Source organism: Cecembia sp. (genome assembly GCF_007126775.1).
In the GTDB taxonomy this organism is placed as follows: domain Bacteria; phylum Bacteroidota; class Bacteroidia; order Cytophagales; family Cyclobacteriaceae; genus Cecembia.
The window spans coordinates 1-15,593 of record NZ_SLAP01000029.1 but is presented as its reverse complement, the minus strand read 5'-3'; the positions used below and the strand labels follow the sequence as shown (position 1 = coordinate 15,593).

The following is a 15,593-nucleotide window of genomic DNA, read 5'->3' as shown; positions in this document are numbered from 1 at the left end:
GCATGGTCTATCCATTCTCCATTCAAGCTCAAATACCTGCCCATGCAATCCGCAGTCATGCAGCTGTGAATGGGTAAAATGCCCAATAAATCGCCCACTTTTACCTTGGAAAGTAATTCATCAGAGGCCTTGATAAGGCCATGTTCCTGGGATATACCCTTAAGAAAAGAACGCTGCATGGGCAATTCCCAACCATTTTCATGAAGGTAAACAACCTCTCCATAATTTTTGCTTCCATCGGGTTCTACAAGTACATCTTTGGCCAAATGTACGCCTCCACCATGCACCAGGATTTCTTTTCGGTCTTTCTTGATATCAACCACAGGCACTGCCAAGGCTACAGCCACATCTTCTAATTTGCAACTGCCCAAATTGACCTGCATCATGTCATAAAACACAAAATTACCTGGACCCATTTCATCGATATCTCCAAAATCCTCGATTACGGCACAACCGGGTGTATCTCCGGTTCTGGTGATTAATTGGGGATATTCTGAGCGGTACTTACTTTTCAGCATGGAAAGTGCCGCCCTGGTCTGTTCATATAAAGCTTCTTTGTCCGGCTCATAATAGGTATGCCCTGCATGCAAATAAAAACCTTGGAATTGGAGTTTATCGCTTTTTTTGGAAGTCCTAAGTATGGCTTCCATCAGGCCAAAATCACTTACCTCAACTCCTGTTCTTCCATAGCCTGCATCAATTTCAATAAAAAAGCCCACAGGATTTTCTAAAGTTTCATTCAGCTTTTGCGCTACCTCTACATTGATAAGCTGCACAGATAGCCGCTGATTTTTGGCCAATTGATTTAACTTCTCAGCTTCCAGTGGATTGAAAGGAAAGGCAATGTGGATATTATCCCATCCCTGCTCACAAAAATATGCCGCCATCTTGATGGAAGAAACGGTGATTTCTCTGATGCCATATTCTTTTGCCCATTTACCGATAGCATGGGATTGGGCAGTTTTGAAATGGGGCACCAGTTTCATACCATGTCTTTTGGCTTTATCTGCCATTTTTTGAAGGTTTTGGCGGCAGATTTTTTCGTCCAAAAGTAGCGTAGGGGATGTGATTTTGTTGAGATAAGACATGTGATGGTTTTTTTAAAGATCTGAAAATAGGAAGAAAGATAGACTTCCCCAACACGCAATTGATGGAAAGGTGGGAGTATAGTACCAAGTACCAAGTGCTATGTACCAAGTACCATGTACTAAGTACCAAGTATTATGTACCAAGAAAGTATTTTATAAGATTAAAAAAGGGTAAAGCAAATCAGGTTGATTCATCACCTCATTCAACCAATCAAAAAGTTTGCTGTCTTTCCAAAAACCGAAGAAAAGAATTGTTTGCATTTTTTACTTATATTTCATTTCGATTGCTCTAAACCAAAATAAACCTATGAATACTATTGTAAGATGTCTTTTAAACCGTTTGTCACTTGGACTATTGTTGGTTACTTTTTGGTCGTGTAAAACAAGTCCGGAAGCACCTATTGATCTGAGAATAAAACAAATGGATCATGAAGAGGTGAGACTGATGGCCCAGGAAATAGAGGAAGCATCATCACCCACCTTAAAAGATGGACTGAGCATGTCCATTTGGGCTGTGGATTCTTTGATCATAGATCCTATTTCTATCGATATGGATGAGGAAGGGACACTTTACTACACCAGTTCTGGGAGATTGGGCAAGGTGGAATTTGATATCAGGGGCCATCAGGACTGGGAGATCGAATCCATTGGGCTGCAATCCATTGAAGAAAAGCGGGCTTTTTTGAGAAAAGAACTTTCTCCTGAGAGAAGTGAATTCAATACCTGGCTGAAGGATTACAATGGTGATGGCTCCCACGATTGGAGGGACATGTTGGAAATCAAAGAAAGTATTTATAGGGTCAAAGATACCAATGGAGATGGGCTAGCCGACTGGACCCAGAAAATGGTGGAGGATTTTCATGAGGAAGTAACGGATATTGCTGCAGCAGTATTGAAATTTGAGGAAGACCTTTTTGTTGGCGTAGGGCCGGATTTTTGGAAATTGAAGGATAAAAACGGGGACGGTATCATTGACGAAAAAGTTTCGCTTTCTCATGGATACGGTATCCACATCGGTTTTGGTGCACATGGTATGTCAGGAGCTACAGTAGGACCTGATGGCAGGATTTATTGGGCCATCGGCGATATTGGGTTCAATGGTGTGGATCAAACAGGTAAGCAATGGAAGTACCCCAACCGCGGTGTTGTGGTAAGGGCCAATCCGGATGGATCAGATTTTGAAGTCTTTGCCATGGGGGTGAGAAATACCCATGAATTTGTTTTCGACGATTACAACAACCTGATTTCCGTGGATAATGACGGGGACCATAGGGGAGAAAGTGAGCGTTTGGTTTATTTGGTGAATGGATCGGATACAGGTTGGCGGATCAACTGGCAGTTTGGCAAATACCGTGACCCCAATAACAACACCTACAAGGTATGGATGGATGAGAAGCTCTACATCCCACGCCATGAAGGTCAGGCGGCTTATATCACCCCTTGTATTATCAATTATGTAAATGGTCCAACGGGTATGTTGTACAATCCTGGAACTGCTTTGGCACCCAAATGGAAAAACACTTTTTTTGTGGTTGAGTTTGTGGGTAATCCAGCCAGGTCTGGGATACATGCATTTAAACTGAAACCAAGCGGAGCAACTTTTGAGTTACAGGAAACTGAAATGATTCAAAGCGGAATGCTTCCTACAGGGATAGCTTTTGGTCCTGATGGAGCGCTCTATGCAGCAGACTGGATTAATGGTTGGGGCAATAAAAATTACGGAAGAATCTGGAAAATTGAGGATGAGGAGGGAAAAGATTGGGAGCTTATGAAAGAGACCCAAAGGCGTTTGACTTTGGATTTCAAAAAAATGAGTGAAGAGGAATTGGAAGGCCATTTGATTTATGAAGACCAACGCATAAGGAGAAAGGCCCAGTTTGAACTGGCCAAAAGGGGGGATAAGGGAGTCGCTGTCTTTGAAAAGGTCATGAATCAAAAAGGCAATCAGCTAGCAAGGATCAATGCAATAGTAGGCATGAGTCAGATCGCCAGACTGAAGGACAAGAAATATGGGAATAAGTTGTTGCCTCTATTAAAAGACGAGGATCCTGAAATTAGGGCCCAGGCAGCGAAATGGTTGGGAGATATTCGCCATGAGGAAGCGGGACCTGGGATGTTGGCTTTATTGGTAGATGAGTACCCAAGAGCCAGATTTTTTGGAGCTGAAGCTATAGGTAGAATTGGCTATAAACCTGCCTTTCCTGCTTTGGCAGCACTATTGGAGAGAAACGATGATGAAGACGCTTATATCCGACATGCTGCATCCTTGGCAATGTCTAGGCTGGGGGAATCTGAAAAATTAAAGGATTTGTCAAATCATTATAGCAAGGCGGTGCGGTTGGGCGCTGTACTCGCTCTCAGAAGGCTTGAAGATCCTGCAATTAAAGGCTTTTTATGGGATAACGACGAATATATTGTTACTGAGGCAGCAAGGGCAATAAATGATGATTTCTCTATTGAAGAGGCATTGCCTGAACTGGGAAATCTTTTGGTCAGTACAAGGTTCAGTAATGAACCTTTGATAAGAAGAGCTATCAATGCCAATCTTAGGGTAGGATCTGAAGAAGCCATGCAAAATTTGATCAGTTACATGCTTAGACCGGATGTACCGGAAGTATTGAGACAGGAAGCCATTGATGCCCTTGGAACATGGACTATGCCCTCTCTTCTTGATAGGGTAGATGGCAGATACAGGGGAGAAGTTACAAGAGATGGGACCATGGTTAGGGCCGCAGCTGGTGATGCCCTTATCCAATTGATGGCAGAAAATAAGTCTTCTATCAAGTTAAGTGCAATACAGGCAATTGGAAAACTTGGTGTCTTGAGTGCGGAAGAAAAATTGCTGGCTATGCTGAACAATGATGCATCACCTTTGGTGAGGACGGAGGCTTTGGCATCTTTGGCAAAAATGAACTCAAGCAAAACCCCTGAGGCCATTGAAAAGGCCATTGCAGATGCAAACAAATCTGTACGTGTTTCTGGACTTCAATTACTAGACCAATTGGATATAGATAAAGGTTTGAAAGTGAGTTTATTAGGTGATATTATTGAAAAAAGAACAATAGAAGAAAAACAGGCAGCGCTTTTGGCTTTGGGTAAAATTCCCTCCTCTTTTTCCCAGGCTTTATTCAGTCAATTGATGGATCAAATGGGCTCCGGACGTTTGCAAACAGAGGTATTGTTGGAACTGGAAGAGGCTGTTGAAAAAAGCAATGATCCTGGTATCCAAACCATGTACAATGAAGCTGCTGAAAAATTATGGAAAGGAGATCTTTTGGCATCCTATCAAAGCAGCCTTCAAGGAGGAGATGTGGTTACTGGCAGAAGAATATTTTTTCAATCCCAGACAGGTCAATGCATGCGTTGCCATGCATATGACGATATGGGAGGCAATGTGGGACCTCCCATGAATGGTATCGGTAAAAAACTCAGCAGGCAGGAATTATTGGAATCATTGGTTGATCCCAGCAAGAGAATAGCTCCGGGTTATGGAATGGTTACTTTGGAATTGGATAATGGAAAGCGGGTCATAGGGGTTTTAAAGGAAGAAAACGGGCAATCCTTGTTAATGTCACGAGGAAATCAAGCAGATACTTTAATTCGATTAAGTGATGTGGCTGAGCGCAAAAATGCTCCTTCCAGTATGCCCGATATGAAAGGAGTATTGAGCCGAAGAGAAATCAGGGACTTAGTAGCTTATTTAACTACTTTGAAGGTTGAATTCTGAAAATTGAAGAATGATTTATTTATGGTAGCATAACTGCTACCATAAATAAATTCTGTAATAAACCTGTAATTGTACAGCGATGTCAGGTTTGACTAATTTCTGCTGTTTACTATTGCCCTCCATATTTGCAAATGGAGAAACCAATAAGTTACCTTCCAGTCCAATCTCACCATTCAGTTCAGGAACATCCAGGTAAGCCCCAATTCTTAGAGGAAAGTAAACTCCGGTATTGTTAGCCCTGATGATTTCTGTGGTGAAAGTATCACCTTGATAAGTCCGTATTTCATCATCTCTAATGGCATGAAATATCCCAAGACCTAAGCCTCCATAAAATTTGATCAAGGATGGAAGAAATCCTCTTCTGTCCGGATTAAGGATATAAATCGGCATAACATCAGCATAAACGAGATGTCCATCAAAGGCATGCGGGTAACCTTCATTGGCAATTCCCCTGATTAAGCCTTCTGTGTAAAAGTCTCCACTGCCTATCATTTGCCATCCCATTGTTGCCCTTATATCGAAATGGGTGTCAATATAACGGGTATAGTCTAAGCTAGCAGCAGGTAGGATTTTGAATTTAAAATCACTCATGATTCCAGTATTGTCCCCATATAAAAATGAAGGACCTACACCTATTCCTATTTTATCAGGTCTTGTCATGGACCTTTGACCATAGGAATAATATTGAAGACCTATTGCGAAAAGTGAAAGAATAACGAATTTCTTCATTTAATTAAACTGTATGTTTTAACATGCTAAGGTATTAATAAAAATTGTTACTTGGAAGACAATTGGTTTTTTGTGTAAAAAAAAATGTATTTTAAATCATACAATCATTGTTTTACAGTAAGCTTTAGTAGTTTTTCCCGCTCATTTACAAAAAGGGCCAATGACTCCAAAGCGGAGACTGTTTTTTTGATAGCATTGGAAATAGTGGACACAAGTGCTCCATGAGGCGTATTGTTTTTCACTTCTTCATAAAAATAGGAAAACAAATCTTCATAGAATTTCCCAAATTCCATTTGCCAATACGGTAAGGTTTTTTTCTGTTCAGGGATTTTATCATAAAGGTCAAGCTCTTCAATTTTATGTACAGCAAATTGTTGCAATTTCACCAATATATCCCTGTCTAACTTTTTCCCGGAATCTTTCATTTCCTTAATATTGGGTACGATATCTTTGATGTTTTTGGCAGCATCAATCAGTGCCCGGATTTTCCCCATATGGCCTGTCAATAATTTTGATTCTTCTTGGTTGAGGTGCTGTTTTTGTATCTGTGCATAAAAATCTGTGATCTCATCTTCCATTATTTTAAGATGATGGTATTTACTTAAAGTATCTGAGCCTTTTCCAAAGACTTTCAGCCAGATGCTACCTGTGCGTTGTTGGTCTTTTAGAAAAAGTACATCTAGGATAAAATCCTGAGTCAATTTAAAAATGTGCCTCAATTCTTTATCTAATGCTTCCAATGAAATATCAACGACCTCAGGCGTTACATGGGTGATATAGATACATTTTTTTGAAGGGCTGGAATCTTTGAACCGTCCTGACATAAAGTTACCAAAAGGTATGAGGAATGGATAGAAAATAGCAATACCAATAACATTGATTGTTGTATTTAAAAAAACCAATTCCATTAGAGGATCTTTAATATTTAAAGTGTTAATGGTAAAATTAACCATGGGATGAAGGATCAAGAAAGTGGCAATTCCAGCTACCCCTTTAAAAATCACATTGGACCATGCCAGTCGCTTTTTGTCAGGTGTACCGTTGATTGAGGCCAATAGCAAGGTAGAGGTAGTACCTATGCTTGCTCCAATTACCATCGATGTGGATTGATAAATATCTACAATTCCTGCATTCAGGGCACTGAGCACTATCACGATCAGGGCAGAACTTGATTGGATCAGCGCAGTGATGACCAGTCCAATCAAAAGAAAAACCCAAAGCCCAAATTGAGCATATTCCGATAGGTTTATGTGTGCGGCCAAAGCTTCGATGCTGTCTTTCATATAGTCCAAACCCAGAAATAAAAGCCCAAAACCTACTAAAAATGCACCCATGTTTTTTAGGAATGGTCTATTTTCCATAAAAAGGTAACTTAGGATTCCAATTGTCAAAAACGGGAAGGAAAAATCTGCAATATTGGCTTTAAAGCCTAGCGATGCCACCAGCCAGGCAGTTACTGTCGTGCCCAGGTTTGCACCGAGAACAACACCCAGCGAATTTTGAAAACTGATAATACCGGTACTCAAAAATGCCAATGTCAATAAGGTTACAAGGGAACTGCTTTGCAAAATAGCGGTGACAACCGTACCAGATAAAATTCCTTTCCATTTGGTTCTTGTGGAGTTTTTAAGAAATTTCTTGAAGGAATTTCCTGCCAGTCCATTCAATCCATCTTCCAAATGGTACATTCCAAAAAGGAACATTCCCAAGCCTGCTGAGAACATCCAAAAATCAAATTCATTCCAGTTCATAGTGGGGTATAATTCATTGTAGCCAAAAGTTGAGAGTATCTCTTAACATTAGCTTAACATGAATGTAAATACAAGCTAGGAGAAATGGAAAAATAGGAATAAAAAATACTTTATTTTTTTCAGAAACTCCATTTTAATGCTGCTGCAAAGAGGCTTCCTGCTTGATCAAAAATAGAACCAGATCCACCAACAAAAAATTGACCGATCAATAAAAGATCAAGGTTTTCAAGTACATTTCCTGTAAAGCTTGGACTGATAAAGACAGCCCGATCTGTGGGATAATAAAATCCAGCCAAACCTGCATTCAAAATGGGGGAAATCGGATAGGTTCCCTGAACAAAAACCGAATGATCTGTAAAGGATAGATTGTCTGCTTGCAATGGCCTTGTCAGTAAAAGCACATTTTGTTCGCTTCCTTGTCTGGGTTGATTGTATAAATACTCTACCACCAGAAAAATGCCATTCCCAAATATATGGTCTACAGAAGTGCTTACAACAAAATTACCGGCTTCTCTTCCAGGCACAGGGTTCAGGTCTCGAAAGTAACTGAATTCCCCCTTAAAACCCGTATCTTTGATACTTCCTGCCCATCCAAAACCTCCCGTCCATCGGTCTTTGAAGTATCCACTGATAAATTGCAGATCATAACCGCGATGGTTGAGTGAATAATAGACTGCTGCTACACTTTCTTCCTTTGTTCTGCCAGGGGCAACTGCAAATTCCATCCTGCTTAGGTCACCGGTAAAATAAGATATCCGGATGGCATCGGTTCCTGGTCTTTCTTCATAATCAAAATCAAAGAAAGAATAGGTGTTGAAAAGGTCGTTGGGATTGGATACTAGGTTAATGCCCCAATTGATGCGTTGTCTACCGATACGTACCTGCCATTTATCAGTCCTGTATTCGGTAAAAAGCCTATCGATGGTGCTGTGCAACATGAAATTGTTACCACTCCAAAGTACCTTACTGATGTTGAAAAAGCCAAAATCTTCTTCCAAAAACTCTTTGAAAAAGGGGAATTCCCGAACAGAACTTCCTATAAAGAACCTTGTTCTCAAGCTTCCATAAGCTGTCCATTTTTCATTGAAATTGGCCCTTAGATTTAAGCGGTTGTGTAATAATTGGTCGAAAAAGGCATTTTCGAAGGCTGGGCTTTTTCGGTAGGAGGGAAGGTACTTGAGGTAGCCGTTCAGTTGATATTCCGGATAAGAAGATGCTTCTCTTGCTGTTGGGTAATTATTTTCCTCATAAGCTTTATCTCCATTTTGTTTCAATTGGACTTCATCCTTTAAGGTGTTTTCCAATGAATCTAAGCGATTGGCAAACCCTTGTGCACCAGTAGCAGTTTCCGTGGAAAAGCAAAGGATCCAAATTGGAAGGAAAAGAAATAAAATTGACTTATTTAGATTTGACAAGGTCTTCATGTAATGCGCCGTCTACCAAGGTGACTACTCTTCTTGCCCTTTCGATGACCCGTTGGTCATGGGTGCTGAAAATAAAGGTCATGGATTCTTCCACATTCAATTTGGCCATGATATCCAATAAATTCATAGCAGATTTGCTGTCCAAGTTGGCAGTCGGTTCATCGGCTAGTACAAATTTTGGACGTGATGCCAATGCCCTGGCCACGGCAACCCGTTGTTGCTGGCCTCCTGATAATTCAGAAGGTTTACTGTGCAGTTTATCAGACAGCCCCACTTCATCTAAAACCTGCAGGGCTCTTTCTCTTGTGGATTTAGGGTCTTGGTTTTGCAATTCCATGATCAGGCTGACGTTTTCCAAAGCGGTCAGTACAGGAATGAGATTATAGGATTGGAATACAAAGCCGATATTTCTCAAGCGAAAATCAATTAAGTCTCCTTTGCGAAGGGATGCGATGTTGGTACCGTCGATCAATACCTCCCCACGGGTAGGGGTGTCAAGCCCACCGATCATATTCAATAAGGTTGTTTTTCCCGATCCAGATGGTCCCACAATGGTGGTAAATTCTCCTTCTTCAAAATCCAGACTCAGGTCCCTCAGTGCATAGACGGGAATGGTGTCTTCATTATAAATTTTGAAAAGCTGCTTTGTCTGTATGATAGGCATAAGTACTTGAATTATTTTCTTACTGCTTCAGCTGGGTTTAATTGAACTGCCCTTATCGCCGGTATAACTGCTGCTAAAACCGCCGTAACAAAAACCATGATAATGGTAATCCCAATATCTTTGGCTTCCAAAAGCGGATAAATGATGGCATCATAGCCGAATTCGGCAAGTGCATCGGCAAAACCTGACAGGTCCAAGCCCTCCTCTGCAAACAAACTGTGGATCCCCAAACCCAACATGACTCCTATAACACCCCCGATTAAGGCAATGAATGTGGTTTCAAGGATAATCATAGCCGCGACTTTGACTTTGGTCATACCAATAGCCATCAACATGCCCAATTCCTGTACCCTTTCAAATACTGCCATGAGCATGGTATTCAATATTCCAAAAGAAAGCCCCAATAAGATGATTACCATAAAAATATACATGATGAATCCGCCCTGTTCAACCAGAATCCTCAACTCTGGAGATAAGGCGGACCAACTTCGGATATCCACATCTGGTAATTTTTCTGATAAAAGTGCCGCTAAATTTTCTGCTTCTTCATGGCTCTCCAATAATATGGCAACCTGATGGTAAGCCTCATTTTCTCCCAGAAGCTCTTGGAGATCAGTTTGGTTTACATAAACATTCAGATCATCAAAATTGGAGTCCGAGGTCCTGAAGATTCCGCTTACTCTAAATGCAGCAGAAGTAAGATCACCTTCTAGGTTTTGAAAAGTTAAAACTACCCTTCCACCTAATTGTACCCTCAATTTTCGGGCATTTCGCTGTGAAATCAGTAAGGGGTAACGCAAGGATTCATCAAGGTATTCCCCGTCTATGATATTCTCACTGAATTTACTGATACCTCCCTCTTCTGATTTATTGATGCCGGTAATCTTTACTCCTGAGGAATTATATCCTGATGCCAGCATGCCAAAGCTGAGTGTTCTGAAAGCATAGCCTTTGATTGCTGGCATGCCCGCCAGACTTTGTCTGATTTCCTGAGGGTTTGGAAGGATCATTTTATTTTCCTGTTCCCTTAAATAATCTTTATGGTGAATTTGTATGTGGGAAAGATGGTTCTCCACTAACCCGTTGAAGCGCTGCATTACCAATCCCGCTACCAGTCCAAACATGAGCAAGCCGGCAGCTATTCCTAAAATAATGGCCATCATCAGGGCCATGCTTCTGCCTTTGTTTCTCCAAATATTTTTCCATGATAACAAAAGCAAGGTTCTCATCTTTTCAAATTTTCAAGGACAGGAAATGTTAAGCTTCTCCAGACAGGATAAGTGGTAATGATCAGGGTTAGTATCAGCATGGCTATTCCCTGGAAGATGAAAACGGTAGGCGCTAATGAAAAAGGCAAAAAGGGCTCCATGCCATATTCTTTCACCAAGTCTGATAATCCTTCCCCTAATGGAATTGGGTTGCGGTTGAAATAAAACAACACGGGAAAACCTAGCATAATCCCTGCACCAACTCCCAAAATACTGATCAAAATGGTTTCAATAAAGCACTGTAAGGCCAGAATATGGCGCTTCATCCCTAGGCTGACTAAGATGGCAAACTCCTTTTGTCTTTCAAGCGTCATGGTGAGCACCGTTCCAAAAATGCCAAATGCAATCACTACGTATAGGATAAACTGCATTATCCTTCCAGAGACTGCATCAAATGCCAAAGCTTTAACCAGGTCAGGCTGTAGGTCTTTCCAATGCAGGACTTGCAGTTCTGTTCCTTCCAGGAGTCTTTCAATCTCTCGTTGTACTCTAAGGGCATTTTTGTCTGTATCTGCCATAATAAGCCAATGGCTTGCTTTTCCATCCATAACAAACAACCAAGAAGCCTCCTCAAATGGAAGGTATATCAATTGGTTGTCAAGGAATTCCATAGGGTGGGAGATGATGCCTTTAATAGGGTATTTGCCTGCTGCCTGCATGCCTTGATACCCCTGCCCAATGACTACCAATGTATCATGAAGGGAGAGCGAAAGCCTTTGGGCCAGTCCACTTCCGATCATCACCATTTGGTCATCGTTATTTAAGATTTCCCCTTCTTTCATAAAATTTTGAAAACCATTCATCCGGTTTTCCAATTCCGGTAAAATACCAATCACCAAAGCTCCTCTGGTTTCGCTTTCTCCTGCGGCAAGGACAAAAGATTCTACCCTTGGTACGGCATAGGCATGATGTCCCAAAAACTGATTCAACGCTTCTTCCTGACGCTCGTCCAAGTCAAAAGCAAAATCTAAAGATGGGGTTTCAAAATAGGCGGTATCCTGAATTTGGAGATAGCCTGTTCCAAAGCGTAGGGAGTTGCTGATGATTTGTTCATGCGAACCAATATTCATGGAATCCATCAAGAGGGCCAGAATGACAGCAAAAAGAATGGAACCTGTAGTAATTAGGGTTCTCCTTTTATTTCGCCAGAGATTTCTCCAGGCCAACTTAAAAATCAATATCCAGTTCATCAGCGTAAATCTTTCATCCTTTGAACAGAAAAGAAAGCCTTCTCAATAGGTCGGTTAAATTCAATATTCAGGTACCGCAGGATAGTTTTATTTCCAGGCTTTTCGGAAGGAATCATTTCCAATACTGTGGGGATTTCCCTATCATCCATTTTTTTAATATTTGATCCTATTACCGTACTGACAAGCGCTCCATATTCATCATAGTTTTCTCCCCGTAATTGGAGGGAGGAGTCTTTGGTGATCCAGACCAGGATTTTCCCAAAAACAACCGCAGCATCCGGTTTGGGAATCATTTCGATTTTATGACATTCCATTCCGTCAATTACTTCCGAGCCTATGATACTGTGGACATAATCATTGATGATTGAACTCTCACGGACCAAATCATCATTGGTGAAATCCGAACCCATCCAAGACTGGGCCATCATAGAAGGAGGAAGTTTGATGGTCCGTTCAATATTTGGTACCCAATTCCAAATTTCCCGCTGTCTTTTCAAAAATGAAGTTCCCCTGTCCCTTGCAGGTGCTGTTATCAGGATCATGGAAAAATCCTGCCCTTTGGACCAACTTTTGATGCCAATAGTACGGGAGAATCTGGGCCGGACAATTTCCATTTCCATTTCCACCATCATGGATTCCCCCCGCATTTTCAGGTCCATTCGCTCTACAATTTCCTTTGCAGATTGGCCATAAGTTGATATTCCGTAATTAAAAAGGAATAGTGATAAAACCAAAAAAGATACCTGTAGTGCCTTCATAATGCCGGAGTTTTACTTGGACCAAAATACAAAATTAATAGTAAATTACTTTGACGTTTTTTGTAAATCATTTCATTTATTAATCCTTTTAACCTCAAAATTGACCTTTTCAATCACATTTTTATTTTAGGTCAACTCAATGCATAAGGTTAAATCAAGCTTTGATTGGGAATATGATGGATCAAGTCTCACTAAATAAAAAAACGCTTGAGGATTTCCAGATGGAAGCCCTTAAGCGTTTTTGAAATTGTTGCTTGCTAATCCGCAAATTTTATATCAACCTGTGTTTTTCAAACCACTGGCCAGTGCGGTAGTAATTTCAAGAAGTTTTTTGACCAAAACCTCGGAGTTCTCCGGGTCTATGTCTTTTTCGGCCCTCCAAAGGCTGAGGTTGTCCAACTGCAACTTGTGCAGGGCATTTAAAGCCAGCTTTCTTCTGCGCATGTTATCCAACTGGCTGACCCTCCTTTTCTCTCTAGTTTCCTCAAACATCAGTGCGATTTCATCAAGACTTCTGTGGTACTCTTCCAGAATAATGGAAAGAATGGTTTCCCGGGATTCAGGATTACTAACTTTAGAAGCATAGACTTTCATCCATTCCGCATCTGCATTCAATGCATTTGTTTCTACCTGAATCAGGATATACCTTAGTAATGGCCAAGTATGGGCATTACTTTTCAAAGATGCATATAATTCCGGTTCCTCATTTCTCATCTTTTCCAGCGAAAAGCCAATCCCAAACCATCCGGTAAGATTAAATCTTGATTGGTTCCAACTGAATACCCAAGGGATGGCACGAAGATCGGCGAGTGTACGGGTGCCTGTTCTTCTGGCCGGTCTGGACCCGATTTTACTCATCTCCAGGACATCGATAGGTGTCGCTTCTCCATAAAATTCCACAAAATTCGGGTGTTCTACCAAAGTTCTGTATTTGGAGAAGGCATAATCTGCCAAGCTTTGTAAAGCAGGTTCAGGAAAACTGAAGACTTTTTCCGGATAATCAAAAAACGCTGTTTGTAAAGTAATCCCTGAAAGCAGCATTTCGATGTTATACACGCCATTTAACAGATTGGCGAATTGTTGGGCAATGGTTTCACCCTGAACGGTCAACTTCATTTTACCACTCAAGCTGCCCAAAGGCATACTTTCCAGAAAACGGTGATATTTTCCACCGCCCCGGCTAATGGTGCCACCCATACCGTGGAAAAACTGAAGTTTGAGTCCATGTTCGTTACCGACTTGGGTCAAGGCTTTTTCTGTCTGGTAAATATTCCACCTACTGGCCAATATTCCTCCATCCTTATTGCTATCAGAATAACCAAGCATGATTTCCTGTAAACCCGATTTGACCCTTTGGTAGAATGGAAGTTTGAGGAAGTCCCGCATGATCGCTGAGGACTGCTTTAGGTCTTCAATGGTTTCAAAGAGTGGGGCAACCTTAAATGCTGCAGGGTCAAGCCCTACCTCTCTAAAATACAGGTATATCATCAAGATATCGCTGACTTGTCTGGTCATACTGATGATAAAAGTTCCTATACCATCATTGCCATAAAGCTTGGTATGGTTTTTTACCGCTTGATAATATCCCAATACTTTGTCTGCTTCTGGCCCGAACGATTTTCCAATAACACCAAAAGGCCTTGGGCTTTCCAATTCCTCCAGCATGAAGCTGATCCTTTCTTTTTCACTCCAAGTACTGAAAGGGGAGAGATGGGGATGGGTGGCAGAAAGCATCTGCTCAAAAGCTTTATCATGAAAAGTGGAGTTCTGCCTAATGTCCAATTTTGCAAGGTGAAATCCGAAACATTGATTTTGTCGTTCGACAGGAAACAAAAGCTCATCCACCACCCTGTTTGCACCTATGGCCAATAGGCTTTCCCTAAGGGTTTTAAGGTCCTTTGCTAGGGCACTTGGATTTTCATAAATTGGGATTTCCTTATTCGGAAGTTCAGAAACTGTATTGTCCAATTGGAACAACATGAGGTTGATGAACTGTCTCCAGGGTTCATATGGGTTTCGTTTTACGGCTGATAAACCAAAGGTGCCGAGTTCCTTTGTTTTATCTTCTATACTTTTTTTGAAAAACCCAGGGATAGGGTTACGGATTTCTGAAAAGGTCATTTTGGCACCAAGATCAAAAATCTGACTTTTCAATAAGTTAAGTGCATTTTTTCTGTGGGTCAACAAAGTCTCAGCTGTAATCTCTGCTGTTACGTAAGGATGTCCGTCACGGTCACCTCCGACCCAGCTTCCAAATTGCAAAATGGGGAACTGTTCCGGGTACCTGAGCAGTTCAGGGTCAAACCCCATAAGTTGCCAACTAGCTTTCAACTGCTGATCACTTTTGGCTAAGGCTATCGGGAATACTTTTGTAAAATAATGTATAACGTTATTTCGCTCAGCTTGGATAGTGGGTTTTTCCAGATAAACCTCCCCGGTTTTCCACCATCTTTCTATCAGGGCCTTTATATTTTCCCTGATGGCATTTTTTTCCAATTTGGTGAAGGAGGAATTCTCCAATTTCACCATTTGAAGGTAAAGTTCCCGGTGCAGTTCGAGTACAGAAATCCGTTTGGCCTCTGTAGGATGTGCGGTCAAAACAGGGGTGAGTTCCACCTTAGATAGGATTTTGGAAATTTGATCCACGCTCAAACCTTTGTCTTTAAGGCGGGTAAAGGTTTCCACCCAAGAACCCCGTATTTTAATAGGGCCGTCCTGATCTGAAACTTGCCTTCTATATTGTACAGCAGCATTTTCTTCTACCAAATTCATCAGTTGCAGGTAAATGCTCAACACCTGAATATGCTTGGCCTCCAGTTCCAAAATCTCCTCAGGTTTCAATTTTTGAGCGGTCTTAAGCTCCAAAAGATTGGAAAGCTCTTTTTCTCCTAAATCTTCCAAAACTTCCTGGAAACAAAGCGTAAGGAACTGTACATCCTGTTTGATTTTTTCGAAAATATTCAAGGGATAATAGGTTTGAGGTTTGCTAAAATT

General features: G+C 41.2%; 10 protein-coding genes. 1 reads left to right on the top strand and 9 read right to left on the bottom strand.

Going from position 1 to position 15,593, the window contains the following annotated elements:
- A partial coding sequence (locus QZT73_RS02300; RefSeq protein ID WP_291786413.1) for an alanine racemase occupies nucleotides 1–1,088 on the bottom strand: 1,088 nt, incomplete at its 3' end.
- Nucleotides 1,089–1,395: 307 nt separating this feature from the next.
- Here QZT73_RS02300 and QZT73_RS02295 point away from each other — a divergent pair.
- Nucleotides 1,396–4,815, top strand: a complete 3,420-nt coding sequence (locus QZT73_RS02295) for a HEAT repeat domain-containing protein (RefSeq protein ID WP_291785493.1) — start codon at nucleotides 1,396–1,398, stop codon at nucleotides 4,813–4,815.
- 36 nt (nucleotides 4,816–4,851) lie between these two features.
- Here QZT73_RS02295 and QZT73_RS02290 read toward each other — a convergent pair whose 3' ends face one another.
- From QZT73_RS02290 to QZT73_RS02255, 8 genes are all read right to left on the bottom strand, one after another.
- Complete coding sequence (locus tag QZT73_RS02290; protein ID WP_291785496.1) at nucleotides 4,852–5,544, bottom strand: hypothetical protein; 693 nt, start codon at nucleotides 5,542–5,544, stop codon at nucleotides 4,852–4,854.
- Between the two features lie 104 nt (nucleotides 5,545–5,648).
- Entirely contained in the window at nucleotides 5,649–7,295 is a 1,647-nt protein-coding gene (locus tag QZT73_RS02285) for a Na/Pi symporter (protein ID WP_291785500.1), read from the bottom strand.
- A 119-nt stretch (nucleotides 7,296–7,414) separates the two neighbouring features.
- On the bottom strand, nucleotides 7,415–8,719 hold the full coding sequence (locus tag QZT73_RS02280) for a hypothetical protein (protein WP_291786412.1): 1,305 nt from the start codon (nucleotides 8,717–8,719) through the stop codon (nucleotides 7,415–7,417).
- Nucleotides 8,694–9,383: an ABC transporter ATP-binding protein gene (locus QZT73_RS02275; protein ID WP_291785504.1), complete on the bottom strand. Its 690-nt coding sequence runs from the start codon at nucleotides 9,381–9,383 to the stop codon at nucleotides 8,694–8,696. The genes QZT73_RS02280 and QZT73_RS02275 overlap by 26 nt, the downstream gene beginning before the upstream one ends.
- Nucleotides 9,384–9,394: 11 nt before the next feature.
- Nucleotides 9,395–10,612 (bottom strand): FtsX-like permease family protein, encoded by a 1,218-nt coding sequence (locus QZT73_RS02270; protein ID WP_291786385.1) that lies wholly within the window; start codon nucleotides 10,610–10,612, stop codon nucleotides 9,395–9,397.
- Nucleotides 10,609–11,841, bottom strand: coding sequence for an FtsX-like permease family protein (locus QZT73_RS02265; protein WP_291786383.1), 1,233 nt, complete (start codon nucleotides 11,839–11,841; stop codon nucleotides 10,609–10,611). The genes QZT73_RS02270 and QZT73_RS02265 overlap by 4 nt, the downstream gene beginning before the upstream one ends.
- Nucleotides 11,841–12,599, bottom strand: a complete 759-nt coding sequence (locus QZT73_RS02260; protein WP_291786381.1) for an outer membrane lipoprotein-sorting protein — start codon at nucleotides 12,597–12,599, stop codon at nucleotides 11,841–11,843. The genes QZT73_RS02265 and QZT73_RS02260 overlap by 1 nt, the downstream gene beginning before the upstream one ends.
- A gap of 276 nt (nucleotides 12,600–12,875) precedes the next feature.
- Nucleotides 12,876–15,593 (bottom strand): phosphoenolpyruvate carboxylase (locus QZT73_RS02255; RefSeq protein ID WP_363331083.1); only part of this gene is annotated, 2,718 nt, incomplete at its 5' end.

Excerpts from the sequence above, each read along its gene's own strand:
- QZT73_RS02260 (WP_291786381.1), bottom strand. The coding sequence starts at position 12,599 with ATGAAGGCACTACAGGTATCTTTTTTGGTTTTATCACTATTCCTTTTT.
- QZT73_RS02295 (WP_291785493.1), top strand. The coding sequence starts at position 1,396 with ATGAATACTATTGTAAGATGTCTTTTAAACCGTTTGTCACTTGGACTA.
- QZT73_RS02265 (WP_291786383.1), bottom strand. The coding sequence starts at position 11,841 with ATGAACTGGATATTGATTTTTAAGTTGGCCTGGAGAAATCTCTGGCGA.
- QZT73_RS02285 (WP_291785500.1), bottom strand. The coding sequence starts at position 7,295 with ATGAACTGGAATGAATTTGATTTTTGGATGTTCTCAGCAGGCTTGGGA.
- QZT73_RS02275 (WP_291785504.1), bottom strand. The coding sequence starts at position 9,383 with ATGCCTATCATACAGACAAAGCAGCTTTTCAAAATTTATAATGAAGAC.
- QZT73_RS02280 (WP_291786412.1), bottom strand. The coding sequence starts at position 8,719 with ATGAAGACCTTGTCAAATCTAAATAAGTCAATTTTATTTCTTTTCCTT.
- QZT73_RS02290 (WP_291785496.1), bottom strand. The coding sequence starts at position 5,544 with ATGAAGAAATTCGTTATTCTTTCACTTTTCGCAATAGGTCTTCAATAT.
- QZT73_RS02270 (WP_291786385.1), bottom strand. The coding sequence starts at position 10,612 with ATGAGAACCTTGCTTTTGTTATCATGGAAAAATATTTGGAGAAACAAA.